The organism is Burkholderia sp. 28_3 (assembly GCF_003253915.1).
GTDB classification, from domain to species: domain Bacteria; phylum Pseudomonadota; class Gammaproteobacteria; order Burkholderiales; family Burkholderiaceae; genus Burkholderia; species Burkholderia cenocepacia.
Genome location: NZ_QKZF01000013.1, coordinates 150,093 through 165,565 on the forward strand (window position 1 = coordinate 150,093; position 15,473 = coordinate 165,565).

Annotated in this window: 14 protein-coding genes and 1 pseudogene; 9 read left to right on the plus strand and 6 right to left on the minus strand. The window is 67.5% G+C overall.

Annotated features, from left to right (window positions below):
• Positions 1–177: 177 nt before the first annotated feature.
• Positions 178–1,023 carry a M15 family metallopeptidase gene (locus tag DFS13_RS25050; protein ID WP_006488977.1) on the minus strand — a complete coding sequence of 282 codons (846 nt, stop codon included), beginning with the start codon at positions 1,021–1,023 and terminating at the stop codon, positions 178–180.
• Positions 1,024–1,144: 121 nt separating this feature from the next.
• On the opposite strand from DFS13_RS25050, the gene DFS13_RS25055 reads away from it, so the two are divergent.
• A complete protein-coding gene (locus tag DFS13_RS25055) occupies positions 1,145–2,137 on the plus strand; it encodes a phage tail protein (protein WP_111442238.1) in 993 nt (330 codons plus the stop codon).
• A 211-nt stretch (positions 2,138–2,348) separates the two neighbouring features.
• Positions 2,349–3,377, plus strand: coding sequence for a transporter (locus DFS13_RS25060; protein ID WP_006481924.1), 1,029 nt, complete (start codon positions 2,349–2,351; stop codon positions 3,375–3,377).
• Between the two features lie 30 nt (positions 3,378–3,407).
• Here DFS13_RS25060 and DFS13_RS25065 read toward each other — a convergent pair.
• Positions 3,408–3,554, minus strand: a pseudogene (locus DFS13_RS25065) (DUF1427 family protein); the annotation flags it as partial.
• 27 nt (positions 3,555–3,581) lie between these two features.
• Positions 3,582–4,559, minus strand: a complete 978-nt coding sequence (locus DFS13_RS25070; protein WP_034201070.1) for a zinc-binding alcohol dehydrogenase family protein — start codon at positions 4,557–4,559, stop codon at positions 3,582–3,584.
• A gap of 161 nt (positions 4,560–4,720) precedes the next feature.
• Between DFS13_RS25070 and DFS13_RS25075 the strand changes: the two genes are divergently transcribed.
• Positions 4,721–5,641 carry a LysR family transcriptional regulator gene (locus tag DFS13_RS25075; protein WP_006481915.1) on the plus strand — a complete coding sequence of 307 codons (921 nt, stop codon included), beginning with the start codon at positions 4,721–4,723 and terminating at the stop codon, positions 5,639–5,641.
• Positions 5,642–5,763: 122 nt separating this feature from the next.
• On the opposite strand, the gene DFS13_RS25080 is transcribed toward DFS13_RS25075, so the two are convergent.
• Entirely contained in the window at positions 5,764–7,932 is a 2,169-nt protein-coding gene (locus DFS13_RS25080) for a M1 family metallopeptidase (protein ID WP_006481916.1), read from the minus strand.
• Between the two features lie 643 nt (positions 7,933–8,575).
• Between DFS13_RS25080 and DFS13_RS25090 the strand changes: the two genes are divergently transcribed.
• The 4 genes from DFS13_RS25090 to DFS13_RS25105 all read left to right on the plus strand — a co-directional run bounded on the left by DFS13_RS25090 (position 8,576) and on the right by DFS13_RS25105 (position 11,808).
• Positions 8,576–9,070 (plus strand): LEA type 2 family protein, encoded by a 495-nt coding sequence (locus DFS13_RS25090; RefSeq protein ID WP_060263508.1) that lies wholly within the window; start codon positions 8,576–8,578, stop codon positions 9,068–9,070.
• A 154-nt stretch (positions 9,071–9,224) separates the two neighbouring features.
• Positions 9,225–9,557 (plus strand): YegP family protein, encoded by a 333-nt coding sequence (locus DFS13_RS25095; RefSeq protein ID WP_034201067.1) that lies wholly within the window; start codon positions 9,225–9,227, stop codon positions 9,555–9,557.
• A 137-nt stretch (positions 9,558–9,694) separates the two neighbouring features.
• Positions 9,695–10,828, plus strand: a complete 1,134-nt coding sequence (locus DFS13_RS25100; RefSeq protein ID WP_006494412.1) for a class I SAM-dependent methyltransferase — start codon at positions 9,695–9,697, stop codon at positions 10,826–10,828.
• Positions 10,829–10,917: 89 nt separating this feature from the next.
• A complete protein-coding gene (locus DFS13_RS25105) occupies positions 10,918–11,808 on the plus strand; it encodes an SAM-dependent methyltransferase (RefSeq protein WP_111442243.1) in 891 nt (296 codons plus the stop codon).
• 63 nt (positions 11,809–11,871) lie between these two features.
• Here DFS13_RS25105 and DFS13_RS25110 read toward each other — a convergent pair whose 3' ends face one another.
• The gene (locus DFS13_RS25110; protein ID WP_060263506.1) at positions 11,872–12,444 is read right to left on the minus strand and encodes a DUF1415 domain-containing protein; all 573 of its coding nucleotides are present in this window, start codon (positions 12,442–12,444) and stop codon (positions 11,872–11,874) included.
• Between the two features lie 76 nt (positions 12,445–12,520).
• Positions 12,521–13,141, minus strand: coding sequence for a TetR/AcrR family transcriptional regulator (locus DFS13_RS25115; RefSeq protein ID WP_006481919.1), 621 nt, complete (start codon positions 13,139–13,141; stop codon positions 12,521–12,523).
• 219 nt (positions 13,142–13,360) lie between these two features.
• Between DFS13_RS25115 and DFS13_RS25120 the strand changes: the two genes are divergently transcribed.
• Together DFS13_RS25120 and DFS13_RS25125 are read left to right on the plus strand one after the other, a co-directional pair.
• Positions 13,361–14,644, plus strand: a complete 1,284-nt coding sequence (locus DFS13_RS25120) for an MFS transporter (RefSeq protein ID WP_012492315.1) — start codon at positions 13,361–13,363, stop codon at positions 14,642–14,644.
• Positions 14,645–14,799: 155 nt separating this feature from the next.
• Positions 14,800–15,405: a nitroreductase family protein gene (locus tag DFS13_RS25125; RefSeq protein ID WP_006482064.1), complete on the plus strand. Its 606-nt coding sequence runs from the start codon at positions 14,800–14,802 to the stop codon at positions 15,403–15,405.
• The last annotated feature ends 68 nt before the right edge of the window (positions 15,406–15,473 follow it).

Consider the following 15,473-nt stretch of genomic DNA (forward strand, 5'->3'; position numbering starts at 1 on the left):
GGCATCGGAGAAGGCGCGCGCATTAACGAAAGGACGCTGTGAGATTTAAAACGGAAGCGGCGGCCGGAAAAAATCGCGCACCGGAATGCCCGATTTTCTGCGTCGCCCATATCGTTTCCTGCCGGGATATTAAAAAGCCCCATGCCGCCCTCATTATTTCCTGTCCGGCAGCCCTGGCTAGCTGCCGCGTCCCAGTTTAAAACCGGGTTTATGGTATTCCACGTGCCCGAGATCCATCATTTTCCATCGGCCGCCCCAGGTCAGGCCGACTTGTTCGGCGACCTGGCCGTACAACTGGTAGCCGCGCATCGCCCACGGATCTTTCTCGGAAATGACCAGCTTGCCGTCGCGCAGGAATGCGTTATCGGCCGCCAGCCCGAATTGGTGATAACTCTGGAAGGCTGCCGCGTTGGTCACGTTGCTGCCCATCTGCGCCAGCCGGTTCTGCCGTTCCGGGCTCCGGTAACCTTCCAGCAACGCCATTTCATAACCGTGCTGTTCGTGCATGATCTTGTAGACCAGCAGCAAACGCGTACGGAAATCCGGATCCAGCAGGTTCCAGTCGCGGCTCGCATCCTTCAGCGCCGGGCGGACCTGTTCGACTTCCTTGGTGGCGAAGACTTCCGGCGGCAGCGGCGGGGGCGGCACGAGTTGCTCGCCCTGCAGCAGCGCGGCGATCTTCTCGTCGGGCACGCGCGCCGTGTCGTCGTACTGGAACAATTGCCGGCCGCGTAACGCAATGGCGACCAATGGCGGCGTCGCAAGAATACCTGCCGATACCATAATCATCAAGCGCCGCCGAACCAGTAAATTTTGCACATCGTTTAATGCGCCGCGCGTAACGCTTGCCGATTTAACAATCTGACTCCGCGTGCGCGCGGCGCGATCGTTCGCACGGCGGGTAAGACGGCCGTGAAACTGGGCAACGGATTCGAAAACGGTCGCGCGGATACCCGGTAAAAGCAACAGTGCCGCAACGGCGACGGCAAGGGCGAAATAGGCGACGAGTGCGACGGCAATCAACGATATCCCCGGAAATTGGAATTGATTGTGTTTTGCAATGCTTGCTCTTAGAATCAGGCTGCTTCGAGAGGCCGGGCTATATTATCGCGGTGAATTAAACCAGGATTCAATGAGACGCTGAATGAGTGCGCCGGAAAATTCAAATTCGAAAACTCCGCCCAGCCTGCTGTCCGATACTAAACCGGCGGGCGAGGGAGGGCCACGGCAGTCGCGCATTCTCGCGGATCTGGAAGGGCGTGTCACGCCGCCCGCCGAGCCGCCGCGCCGTTCGCTGAAGGCGCCGATCGCCGCGGTCGTGGCGTTGGTCGTGGCCGTCGGCGGCTGGGGCGCGTGGCGCATGCAGCAGTCGTCGGGCGAGCAACCCGCGGTCGTCGCGGCCGCGACGGCACCCGCGGCGGCTGCGCCGGACAAGGCCGCGCCGGCCAGCGGCGCCGCCGCGCAGGTCGCGCAGAACGGGGCGTCCGCTGCGCCGGCCGTGCAACCGGCCACGATCGTCAACGACGATTCGGCGTCCCAGGCCGTTGCATCCGCATCGGCTTCCGCCGCCTCCGCGGCGGACAACAGCCGGCTGTCGCGCGCGCTCGCCAACGGCGCCGAAGAGGGCTCGGGCGGGGCGGCCGCGGCCGGCGTCGCCGCCACTGCGGCCGCCGCAGCGGCGACGTCCAAGACCGCGAAGGCCGACGTGTCGAAGAGCACGAAGGTCGCCGCGCACGGCAAGACCGACACGAAAACCGAGGCGAAGGCCGACACGAAGGCCGAAGCCCGCAAGCATCGCAAGGAACAGCAGGCCGAGCTCGCGCAGGCGAAGAAGCGCCGCGAGGCGACGCCCACCCGAACCGCGAAGGCGGCGGGGAAGGACGATCCGGATGCCGATCTGCTCGCGGCGCTCGTCGCGCGCACGAAGCCGGCCGACAAGAAACTCGCCGCGCAGAAGGGGCAGGCCGTGCCGACCAAGACGGCGGCAACCACCGGCGGCTCGCTGGCGTCGCGCGTGAAGGAGTGTTCGGAGCGCGGTTTCTTCGAGGATCAGCTGTGCCGCTGGCGCGTGTGCGACGGCCACTGGGGCAAGGACCCCGCGTGCCCGAGCGCCGCGCAGTCGGAGACGCGGCAGTAACGCGTGCCGCGCCCGTCACGAGGTCTTTCCGGTCAGCGCCGCCCATTGGGCGGCGCGTTGTTTTTGGGGCAGGAGAAGCTGCCGGTATGATGTCGCGTGACACTGTCACGCGCGCGTCACGCCCGTCGGGCATACGTCTCCTTTCCTTACCCGGCGCGGGCCCGCGACCCGCGATGTGCGGCGCGCCGCGTGCCGCACCTCCTTCGACACGATGGACCTGATCGTACAGACTTACGGCGCCGATACCTCCGGCATGGTGTGCGGATTCCGCTTCGATCCGGGCGGCGCCGGCGCGCTGCTCGATGCCGACGCGGCCGCCGCATGGCTGCGCACGTGCCGCGAGCACGGCGCGGCCGCATCGGGCGATTTCGTCTGGCTGCATTTCAATCTCGCGCACGGCGCGAGCGAGCGCTGGATGCGCACGCATCTCGGGTTGCCCGACAGCTTCTTCGAATTCCTGCACGAAGGCTCGCGCTCGACGCGCATCGAGCAGGAAGACGGCGCGTTGCGCGCGATCGTCAACGACGTGATGTTCAACCTCGAACTGACGCCGTCGGAGATCGCGACGCTGTTCGTCCACGTCGAGCGGCGCATCATGGTGACCGCGCGGCTCAAGCCGCTGCGCTCGGTCGACACGCTGCGCGCGTGCGTGCGCGACGGCGAGCAGTTCCGCTCGCCCGCGGAGCTGCTCGTGCACCTGCTGCGCGACCAGGCCGACCTGCTGATCCAGATCATGCGGCGCACGAGCATCGACGTCGACCGCATCGAGGATCGCTTCCTGTCGCAGCGGCTCACGTCGAGCCGCATCGAACTCGGTGCGATGCGCCGCACGCTGACGCGCCTGCAGCGCATGCTCGCGCCGGAGCCCGGGTCGATCTTCCGGCTGCTCGCGAAGCCGCCCGCGTGGCTGCACACGGAAGACGTTCAGGAGCTGCGCGAGTCGACCGAAGAGTTCTCGCTGGTGCTCGCCGATCTGGCGGGGCTCAACGAGCGGATCAAGCTGCTGCAGGAAGAGATCGGTTCGCGCCTCGACGAGCAGAACAACCGGACGCTGTTCACGCTGACGCTCGTCACCGTGATCGCGCTGCCGATCAACATCGTCGCCGGCTTCTTCGGGATGAACGTCGGCGGCGTGCCGTTCTCGGAGAACAAGCACGGCTTCTGGCTGATGGTGCTGCTCGTTGCCGGCTTCACCGCGCTGGCCGCGTGGTGGGCGTTCCGGCGCCGCGACGATCGTTAGCGCGGCATCGGGCGTTGCATCGACGCATCAACGCAGCAGCGCGATCGCGCGTTCGCCGATCACCATCCCGAGCAGGCCGACGAGCGCAACGAGCGGCGGGGCCGGCGAGCGCACGTGCAGCAGCGCGTACAACACGCCGACACCGACGCCCACCACGAGCGAGGTCACGTAATCCATCATGGCGGTCTCCCGTTGGGGCCGGTGTCAGGGCTTGAGGATGACGCGCTCGCGCGCGCCGGCCAGCACCGCGCGATACGCGTCGTGCGCACGCTCGAGCGGGTACACGTAGTCGTCGCCGATCGGGAACGGGCGCAGCGTGCCGTTGCCGAAGCCGGGCGCGAGCGTATCGAGGATCTGCGCGACCGCGGCCGCGCCGAGCTGCAGCGAATCGATGCCCACGAACGTGTGCTGGCCGCGATAGAACGCGAAGATGTCGAACGGCACGCTGCGCTCGATCGTCGAGATGAAGATCTGTCGCGCGCCGATCGCCATCGACGCGTTCGCCGCTTCGAAATACGGGCTGCCGACCGTGTTGTAGACGATGTCCGCGCCGTGGCCGCCGGTCAACTCGCGTACCGCGTCGGCCACCGTCCGGCTCGATGCGTCGATCATGGGGACGTCGCCCGACGCATGGCCGCGATAGGCGCCGGGCCCGCGCTCGACGCCGATCACGGTCGCGCCGCGTGCGGTGGCGAGCTGGATCGCGGCCTGACCGACCTTGCCGTTCGCGCCGAACACGAGCACGACGTCGTCGGCCGTCGGCATGCCGGCTCGGCGCAGGCCTTCGTACGCGGTGACGAACGGCACGCCCACGCCGGCCGCCTCGTCGAGCGTCAGCACGCCCGGCTTGCGGCGCACGTGCGCGGCGTCCAGTACGAGCCATTCCGCATGCGAACCGTCGCGCCCGACGCCGAGATCGCCACCCGAGCCCCACACCGGCGCGCCGATCCAGTTGTCGGGGCCGCTGCGCACGATGCCGGCCCAGTCGCGCCCCGGCGTGCGCGGCCACACCGCATGCGGCATGCGGCCGAGCGCGGCCTTCACGTCGCTCGGGTTCACGCCGGCCGCGCGCACCTCGATCAGCATCTGGCCGTCGGCCGGTACGGGCGGGGCGATGTCCCGGACCCGCGCGTCGAGCGACTCGATGTCGGCGGCGGGGCTGTCGAAGCGGATGCTGCGCATGATGATCTCCGTGAACGATGGCGGCTGCCCGGCCCGGCGGGCCGGCGCGTGCGGCGGATGAAACCGGTGAATGCAGTCTAGTGGGCCCGGTTTGACGCGGAAACGTGCAAAGGCGGATGATTGTTTTGCGTATTCCGCATAGCCCATCCACAGGCTCACGAATGGACGACTTCCTTTCCCCGCACCTCGCGCTGTTCGTCGACGTGGTCGACCAGCAGAGCTTCTCGGCGGCCGCGCGCCGGCTCGGCGTCGCCGCGTCGTCGGTCACGCGGCGCATCGACCGGCTCGAGACGCAGCTCGGCATCCGTCTCCTGCATCGCACCACGCACGCGCTGCGGCCGACCGAGGCCGGGCAACTGCTGTACGGGCGCGCGACCCGAATGCTGGCCGAGCTGCGCGGATTGCAGGAAGACCTGCACAGCCAGCACGACGAACCGGGCGGGCTGCTGCGCGTCGACTGCCCGGCGCCCTTCGGCCGGCGGCACCTGATGGCCGCGCTGGCCGCGTTCATGCAGCGCTATCCGGCGCTGCAGGTCGACCTCGTGCTGACCGACAGCATGGTCGACCTGCAGGGCGCGCGGCTGGGTTCCGACGTCGATCTCGCGGTGCGCATCGGCCCGCTCGAGGACACGCGTTTCGTCGCGACGGTGCTGGCGCCGCAGCGGCGCGTGCTGTGCGCGAGCGCGGCCTACCTCGCCCGGCGCGGCGAGCCCGCATCGCCCGACGCGCTCGCCGGCCACGACTGTCTCGCATGGCATGGCGCGCCGCCGCCCGGCGCGTGGCGCTTCGGCGAGCGCCGTCACGTGCCGGCGCAGCCGCGGTTTCGCAGCAATCATTCGGAAGCGTTGCTCGAGGCGGCCATCGACGGGCTCGGTCTCGCGCATCTGCCGACCTGGCTCGCGGCGGACGCGCTGCGCGACGGACGGTTGCGCGCGCTGCTGCCGCAGTACGCGGCGGCGCCCGAGCCGGCGACGATCCACGTGCTGCGTCAGCAGGCGCGCGGCAGTGCGCGCACGTCGCGGCTCGTCGCGTTCCTCGCCACGTGGTTCGCGCAGCCGGCGTGGGACGCCGCGTGGGCGTGACGACGGGTGAACGCCGCGCCCCATGAAAAAAGGGCCTCGCATGCGAGGCCCGTCAACAGGTCGGAGAAACCGGTACGCCGGCCGGCGCCGCGGGTCGCGCGGCACCGGCCGGACGCGCACCGTTACTGCGTGACTACCTTGCGCGGCTTGAAGATGCCCTGGTATTGCAGGGCCGGGCGTTGCTTCGTCACCGGTTCGATGCCGCCGAAGCTCGGCGTCTGGCGCAGCTTCATCGCGGCCGGCGAAGCGACCGAACCGATCGACGTCGAGCGCGAAGCCGGCGCGAGGTTGTTCGCGACGAGCAGCGCCGCTTCGCTCTTCAGGTTCGCCAGCAGCACCGGATCGGTGGAGCTGTTGATCTGCGTGAGCAGCCCGCTCCAGGCCGCGTCGCTGTAGTTCACGACGTAGTAGTCGAGACCGCTCGGGTCGGCGACCACGCCCGTGCAGCCGTCGATCCGCGTCTGCGTCTGCGTGTCCTTCAGCGCGAGCGTCGTGCGTTTCGCGAGACCCTGGCCGTACGCGAGCGTGAGCGGCACCGTCCACTGCAGGCCCGGATACGCGTTCTTGTTCGGGAACGGCTGCTGTTTCAGCGTGACGACCGTCTGGTTCTTCGTCAGGTCGCATTGCGTGTCGAGCGAGATCAGCGGCACGCCGGTCTGGCGCACGTAGCTGTCGCCGATCGGGCCGACCGCCTGGCCGCTTTCCTTCGACAGCGCATCCCACAGACGCTTCGGCGTCCCGTTGCCGAACGAGTAGTCGACCAGGTACTGCTGCAGGCCCTTACGCAGCGTCTGCTCGCCGAGATAGTTCTCGAGCGTCTTCAGCACGTGGCCGCCCTTGTCGTACGTGAACGCGCTGGCGCTCAGCACGAAGTCGTTCGACGCCCAGTCGTTGAAGTTCGGCGCGACCGGGAATGCGTTCGGGCCGATGTCACGATTGATCACGCGATACTTGTTCTTCACCTGGTCGAGCCAGCTGAACTCGTCGGGGAAGAACTGGATCGTCGTCTTCGTCTCGAAGAACGTCGCGAACGATTCGTTGAGCCACACGTTGTCCCACCAGTCGGTGGTCACGAGATCGCCGAACCACTGGTGCGCCACTTCATGCGTCAGCACCTCGTTGCCGTAGTGCGACATCGGCTGGCCCGGCTGCGGCAGGATGTCGTCGGCGAACTCGAGGATCGAGCCCCAGTTCTCCATCCCGCCGAAGTTCAGGTCCTTCTGCTCCTTGAACGCATCGTTCGCGGCCACCGTGTCGAACTTCGTGAGCGGCAGCGGGATGCCCGTGTAGCGGTAGTAGTAGTCGAGCGCCTGCTTGGTGCGGTCCATCGCCGGCTTCGCCCACTCGCTCATGCCCGGCGGCGTGAACACGCGCAGGTGCAGGCCGCCCTTGCCGCCCGGCAGCGGGCTCGTGAAGTCGTCCTCGTAGGTGTCGAACATGCCGCCGCCGAAGAACAGCAGGTACGACGGCATCGGCGGGGTCTTCTCGAACTGCACGAGCTTGTAGCCGCCGCCGACGTTGGTCGACGGCTTCTCGGCCGCGTTCGACACGACGCGCCAGCTTTGCGGCACTTCGGCCGTCACTTCATAGGTCGGGCGGAACGCCGGCTCGTCCCAGCCGGGGAACCACTGGCGCGACAGGTTGGTTTCGCCCTGCGTCAGGATCGCGCCGCTCGTCTTGCCGTCGGTGCCCTTCAGGTCGACGCGGAACACGCCTTCCGCGGCCGAGCAGCCCGGATACGGATCGTCGCCGCAGCTGCCGCCCGTGTGGTTGACCGGATCGTCATACGACTTGAAGTTGATGATGCCCGACCACTCCATGTGCAGCGAATAGTTGCCCGGCGAGATCGAGCCGCTCACGGGGCGCAGCTGATAGAAGTCGCCCTTGTCCTGCGGCGTCGCGATCAGCTGGATGTTGCCCGGCTGCAGCGTGATGCGGCCGTTGGTGAACTTGATCCGGTGGCCGGCGATCACGATGTTGTTGACCGGCTTGAGCACCTTGATCTCGACGTCGGCGCGGCCGTCGAACGCGTTCAGCGCTTCGTTCGGGCGGAACCACAGCCGGTAGTTCACGGGCACCACGGTGTCCGGCAATTCGACGGGCGAGACGCTCTTGTCGACGTTCGATGCGCTCGGCGGCGCGGCGACGGTGGGCGACGAGCCCGTATGCGGCGCGCCGGCGGAGCTGAGCGCGGAAGCGGAGCCCGCACCGCCGTCGTCGCCGCCGCACCCGGCGAGCGCGAGTGCGGCGACGAGCGGCAGATAACGCATCTTGCGAATATGGATCGACATGACTGAAACCTCGATTGTTGAAAGAATCGTTCAGTGCTGCGAAAACGCCGGCAAAAAGCAATCCCCTCGCCGTTTAATCAACAGCGAAAAAATGCCAATGACGGATTATTCGAAAAGACGGCGGCCGACTACGTGAAGGTAATCATGGTTTACTGCCCCCTCTGGATTTCCGGATGTCGGTTAACTTGCCGGTTCAAAATGGCCGGGCGCGTGTTGTACTGAATTGATTTCGCGCGCACGACACGGGGCAGCACGCCCGGCGCAGGCGCGCAATCCCTTTGAACCGACGACCTACGGGGCTGGCCGGGCCAGGCCGCAGGACGGAAGGACAGCGTGTCGCCGTCCCGTAAATTCGCCGTCATGCGGCTTCAAGGTTTGTCGGCTTGCTCCAAGGATGCGTAAATATACTTGATGGTTTTGGGTAAAGGAAACGAAAAATTTAGAAAGAGCATCTATTGAATTCCGAGCGCTTCATTCAATGCTGAAAGTCATTAATGCGCTTTCCGTTTAGCCGGAAATTTCGTAGTTTTAATCTATTAACGATCTGCCGGCGCCACGAAAACTACGAAGTCCGGCGAGAGGCTGCATGGTCGGTACAATGCGTCGACGACCCGTTCACCGATCGCCACGAGGAGGCCTCCCCATGCCATGCGCCCTGTTCCGTATCGCGCCGCTGCGCGCCGTGCTGCTGCTGTTCGCGACCGTGTTCGTGCTGGGCGGTTGCGCGGCGCTCACGCGCGAGCCCGTGCGCGTGTCGGTCGCCGGACTCGACCCGCTGGTCGGGCAGGGTCTCGAGATGCGCTTCAGCCTGAAGTTGCGCGTGCAGAATCCGAACGATGCGCCGATCGACTACGACGGCATCTCGGTCGCGCTCGACCTGAACGGCGCGCCGTTCGCGAGCGGGGTCAGCGACCGGGCGGGCACCGTGCCGCGGTTCGGCGAGGCCGTGCTCGACGTGCCCGTGTCGGTGTCGGCTTTCGCTGCCGCACGGCAGGCGTGGAACCTGCCCGGCGCGGCCGCGAACGGCGAACTGCCGTATGCGTTGCGTGGCCGGCTCGCCGGCAGCGTGCTGGGCACGGTGCGCTTCAACGACGCGGGCACGCTGCGCCTGCCGACCATGCCGGGATGGGGCGGCTAAATCGTTCGGCCGGATTCAACGTCGGTCAAATGTGTCTGAAAATTCACTATTTGACAGTCTTTAATGCTTATCTCCGCGAAATGTCGATTTTTGTCGGCATGCCCCTTACACTTGCCGATGTCCGAGGGTCGGACATTCTTTTTAGGGGAACGCCATGGCGGCAAAATTCGAACTCAAGAAGGCCACGAACGGCCAGTACTACTTCCACCTGAAGTCGGCGAACGGGGAAATCATCCTCGCGAGCGAGCGGTACGAGGAGAAAAGCGGCGCGAGGAACGGGATCGCGTCCGTGCGGGAAAACGCGCCGCTCGACGAGCGTTACGAACGGAAGCTCGCCCACAACGGTGAGCCCATGTTCAATCTGAAGGCGGCCAACCACCAGGTCATCGGCACGAGCGAGACGTACAGCAGCGTGCAGGCTCGCGAGAACGGCATCGCGGCCGTCAAGCGCGATGCACCCATTGCGGAAACCGTCGATCTCGCCTGATTGACGAGATTGCGCCGCGATGAACGCTTCCGGGCGATTGTCGCGGCGCCTGTTTTGCCGGGTCGGGCAAAGCGCGGTATGGTGTGGTCCGCGCGGCGAATTCTCGCTGCCGCTGAGCCAACCGTAACCGAGTTCGCGTGACCGATTCCCCCGTTTTCCACTGGACCGACGCCGACGGCGTCGATCATGCCGTGCGCTGGCGCTCCGAAGCCGGCGTGCAACCGCCGAAGCGCGCGGTGCCCGCCGACGACCGCCTGACCGCCGACGCGGCCTACCGCCTCGCGTGCGAGGGCACCGCGCTCGTCTGGCAGGGCGACTTCCAGAATGCACGCCAGCTCGTGCAGGCGATGGCGCGCCGTGTCGAACGCAAGCCGAAGAAGGCGAAAGCCGCGGCCGGCGTCGATGCGTTCAACCTGCATCGTCTCGCGCAATCGCAGCGCGCCCGCACGCTCGGCATGCTGCTGATCCCGCTCGACGCCGATTACACGATCCCGCTGCGCCGCGCGCCCGACGTGCGCGCGGCCTGCGAGGAAGCGTACGGCCCCGGCGGCGCGCCGTCGGTGGTGTCGCTGCGCGAACTGCTCGGGCTCGTCGGTGCGCATGAGTGGCGCAAGAAGGGCGTGCCGATCCCGGCGCTCGGCGGCGCGCCGATCCACCCGCATTACGGCGTGTTCTCGCCGGTGCGCGGCGAATACGTCGAGCTCGTCGCACGCGCGCCGCTGCCGGCGACGTCGCTCGCGTTCGACATCGGCACGGGTACCGGCGTGCTGGCCGCGGTACTTGCCTCGCGCGGCGTCGAGCATATCGTCGCGACCGATCAGGATCCGCGTGCGCTCGCTTGCGCGCGCGAGAACGTCGCGCGGCTCGGTCATGCGGGCCACGTCGATATCGTCGAGGCCGACCTGTTTCCCCCCGGCCGTGCGCCGCTCGTGGTCTGCAACCCGCCATGGGTGCCGGCCCGGCCGAGCGCGCCGATCGAATACGCGGTCTACGATCCGGACAGCCGCATGCTGCGCGGTTTCCTCGCGGGGCTGGCCGCGCATCTGGAGCCGGGCGGCGAGGGCTGGCTGATCCTGTCCGATTTCGCCGAGCATCTCGGCCTGCGGCCGCGTGAAACCCTGCTGCAATGGATCGACGAAGCCGGCCTCGTCGTGCTCGGCCGCGACGACATCCGTCCCGCGCACCCGAAGTCGACGGACGCCGACGATCCGCTGCATGCGGCGCGTCGTGCCGAGATCACGTCGCTGTGGCGGCTCGGCGCCCGGGCCTGACCGCGTATTTTCGGTAAACTGTCGCCATTCCTCACGAATTTCCGCCGCCGGGCCGTGGTCGACCGACCGTGGCCCGGCGGCGCTTCACGATGTCGAACAAGACCCACGAAATCCGCCCGGAGCAGTCCGTCGAGCTGCTGAAGGAACTGCACATCCTCACCCGCGACGGGAAGCTGAACCAGGACAGCCGCCGCAAGCTGAAGCAGGTCTATCACCTGTTCCAGTTCATCGAGCCGCTGCTCGCCGGCGTGCAGGCCGACAAAGGCCACGTGACGCTCGTCGATCACGGCGCCGGCAAGTCGTATCTCGGCTTCATCCTGTACGACCTGTTCTTCAAGCAGCAGCCGGGGCACGGCACGCCGGCGTTCGCGTCGCACGTGTACGGCATCGAGACGCGCGAGGAACTCGTCACGCGCTCGACCGAGCTCGCCGCCCGGCTCGGGTTCGGCGGCATGTCGTTCCTGAACCTGTCGGTCGCCGATTCGATCACGTCGCCGCAGCTGCCCGACACGGTCGACGTCGTCACCGCGCTGCACGCGTGCGACACGGCGACCGACGACGCGATCCGCTTCGCGCTCGCGAAGCGCGCGCAGCACATCGTGCTGGTGCCGTGCTGCCAGGCGGAAGTCGCGGGCGTGCTGCGCAAGAACAAGGGCAAGTCGCTCGCGAATGCGCTGACCGAGGTGTGGCGCCATCCGCTGCATACGCGCGAATTCGGCAGCCAGATCACCAACGTGCTGCGCTGCCTGCAGCTCGAAGCGCACGGCTACCAGGTCAGCGTGACCGAACTGGTCGGCTGGGAGCATTCGATGAAGAACGAGCTGATCATCGCGCAGTACAAGAACCTGCCGCGCCGGCGCCCCGGCGAGCGGCTGAACGAGATCCTCGGGATGTTCGGGCTCGCCGAGCTGAACGAGCGCTTCTTCGTCGCGCAAGCCGCTCCGGCGAGCGACGTCGCCGTCGAGCCGGCCGAAGGCTGACGGCGCGCGTGCGCGGGCATGGCGCCCGCGCCGCACGTTGCACGCCGCACGTGACACGCCGTGTCACACGTCGTCGCCCGGCCGGCGCATCCATTCGCGCCAGCCTGCGTGGCCGAGGCGGCGCAGCGTTTCCTGATTCTTTTCGTAGATCGCGGACGCGTCCGGAAACGCGTCGACCGCGCGCGCGATGCTGTCCTCGCGCAGCAGGTGCAGGATCGGATACGGCGCGCGGTTCGTGTAGTTCTCGATGTCGTCGGGTTCGGTGCCGTCGAACTGGTATTGCGGATGGAAGCTCGCGATCTGCAGCACGCCGTCGAGCCGCAATTGCTGAACGAGCCGCTCGGCGAAGAACAGCGCATCGTTGTAGTCGACGAAATCGGCGAACGCATGCGGGTAGATCACGAGCGTCGTATCGATCTGCTGCGGGTCCGCCGCGTCGAGCAAGCGCAGCTCGGTTTCGAGTTCGGCGAGCGCGTCTTCGAGTGTCGTCGCTTCGCTGATCGCGTAGCGCACCTGTTCCTTCACATAGACGCTTTTCGCGAACGGGCACAGGTTGAGCCCGATCACCGCGCGCGCGAGCCAGTGCCGCGTGGCGGCGAGAATGTCGTCGTGCGAGTCGGGGCGGGTGTCGGTCATCGTGATACCAGTCGGGCGGAGGAGCGGCGAGGGCCGCATTGTAGCGGGCACGCCGGCGACGGGCGGGCGCGGCCCGTCACGCGCAGGCGGCTTCGATCAGCTGCGTGACGAGCGCGGGCGCGGTGCCGATCGGCGTTTCGCCGTGCCGATAGGTCTGGCTCGCCGCATAAATGCCTTCGACCACCAGCGCGAGCGCATCGGCGAGCGCCTTCGGCTGTCGCGCGCCGGCGCCTTCGCACAGCGCGACGAGCCGTTTCATCAGCTGTTCCTTGTTCTGCGCGACGCGTTCGCGCGCCGGATGCGACGCGTCCGGGAATTCGGCGGCCACGTTGACGAACGGGCAGCCGCGATAGTCCTTTTGCGTCGCGCGTTCGGCGAGATCGACGAAGTACTGGATCAGCTGCGCCTTCGGCTGCCCCGGATGCTTCGCGGCGCTCGTGTCGAGCCGCTCGAAGAAGCACGCGTCCATCCGTTCCAGATACGCGAGGATCAACTCGTCCTTCGACGAGAACTGGCGGTACAGGCTCATCTTGTTGACGCCCGCGCGCTCCACCACCGCCTCGACGCCGACCGTTCGCACGCCTTCCTTGTAAAACAGCTCCTCGGCGGCGCGCAGCAGGTGCTCCTGCGCGGTGGCGCCGTCGATCGGCCGGCGCGTGCGCCGTGCCGGCGGTTTGGCGACCTCGATGCCCGACATGATGACCCTCGACTTCGTGGTGAATTGCTTGACATGTTACCGACTGGTCACTACGATCGCAACACACTTGTGACCGGTCGGTAACAATCGCGGCCGGATCAACAGACGAATGCCAAGCGTCGGCCCGGGTCAGCCGATGTTGAAATGCGCGGCGGAGGTGGCCTGGTTGGGACGGAGCGGGTGCGACGACACCGGAACCGTCAACTGGAGAACATGAAGATGAACTGGGCAGTGACACGAATCGGCGGGCGCTTCCATTACGGATGGCTCGCGGCGGCGGTGGTATTCCTGATCCTGCTGGCGGCAGCCGGCACGCGCGCGACGCCGAGCGTGCTGATGGTGCCGCTCGAACGCGAGCTCGGCTGGAGCCGCGCGGCGATTTCGCTGGCGATTTCGGTGAACATCGCACTGTACGGCCTGACGGGCCCGTTCGCGGCCGCCGCGATGCAGCGCTTCGGGCTGCGCCCGACGATCCTCACCGCGCTCGTGACGATGAGCGCGGGCGTCGCGCTGTCGTCGATGATGACGCAGAGCTGGCAGATGGTCGTGATCTGGGGGCTGATGGTCGGCTGTTCGACGGGCGTCGTCGCGCTGACGCTGTCCGCAACCTTCGTCACGCGCTGGTTCCACGCGCGGCGCGGCCTCGTGATGGGGATTCTGACCGCGAGCACGGCCACCGGCCAGCTCGTGTTCCTGCCGATGCTCGCGGCGATCGCGCAGCGCCACGGCTGGCGGCCGGTCGTGCTGGTCGTCGCGGTGGCGGCCGCGATCGTGATTCCGCTCGTCGCGTTTCTGCTGCCCGAGCGGCCGGCCGACGTGCGGCTGCGCCCGTACGGCGAGCCGGCCGATGCGCCGCCCGCGCCGGACGCGACGAAGGAGAATCCGCTCGCGGTCGCGTTCCGCACGCTGCTGATGGCGAGCCGCTCGCGCGATTTCTGGCTGCTGTTCTTCAGCTTCTTCATCTGCGGTGCGAGCACCAACGGCTATGTCGGCACGCACCTGATCGCGATGTGCAGCGACTACGGGATGACCGAGGTGCAGGGCGCGTCGCTGCTCGCGGCGATGGGCGTGTTCGACCTGTTCGGCACGACGTTGTCGGGATGGTTGTCGGACCGTTACGACAATCGCGTGCTGCTGTTCTGGTACTACGGGCTGCGCGGGCTGTCGCTGATCTACCTGCCGCATGCGTTCGGGATCGATTTCTTCGGGCTGCCGTTGTTCGCGATGTTCTACGGGCTCGACTGGATCGCGACCGTGCCGCCCACCGTGCGGCTCGCGACCGACGTGTTCGGCAAGGCCGCGGCGCCGGTCGTGTTCGGCTGGATCGTCGCCGGCCACCAGCTCGGCGCGGCATTCGCGGCGCTCGGTGCCGGGCTGCTGCGCGCGAGCCTCGGCACCTACACGATCGCGTCGATGATCTCGGGCGGGTTGTGCATCGTCGGCGCGCTGATCGTGCTGCGGATCAACCGCGGCCCGTCGCGCGCGGCCGCGCAGGCGGCCTGATCGCGGCGGACCGGCCGGCCGCACCGCCGCGGCCGGCCATTGCACGCACGCAGATTTGCATAGCGCGGCGGGATCGGGCGCGCTGTCGCTCAAGCGGGTATGCTTGCGGTTCGCCGGGCGTTCGCGCCCCTTCATCGATGTCAGCGAGGAACCGCATGTCCGTCAAACCTGCTCCCACCACTGTTTCGATTCACGATCTGATCGCGGGCCGCTGGAGCCCGCGCGCGTATTCGGATGAGCCCGTCAGCGCCGGCGATCTCCACGCGGTGCTCGAAGCGGCACGCTGGGCCCCGTCCGCGTACAACGCGCAACCGTGGCGTTTCATCGTATTCGATCGCACCCAGGACGAAGACGCGTTCAAGCGCGCATTCGCGACGCTGGTGCCGTTCAACCAGGGCTGGAATGCACCGGCGCCGGTGCTGATCGCGGTCACCGCGCACACGCTCACGCCGAAGGGCGAGCCGGCGCCGACCGCGCTGTACGACGCCGGCGCTGCCGCGATGTCGCTGGTGCTGCAGGCGCACGCGCTGGGCCTCGCCGCGCACCAGATGAGCGGTTTCGACCCGAAGGCATTCCGCGACGCGTTCGCGATTCCGGCGGACGTCGCGATCGTGTCGATCATCTCGCTCGGCCACTACGGCAACGTCGACAAGCTCGATCCCGTGCTGCGCGATCGCGAGAAGGCGCCGCGTACGCGCCATGCGATCGGCGAAGTCGTCTACGCGGGTGCGTGGAAGAAGAGCTTCGACGCGGCAGCCTGATCCCGCGGGCGGGCAGGCTGCGTCGCGCATCCTGTCCGCGCATGTTCGCGGCGCGCCACGGCGCGCGC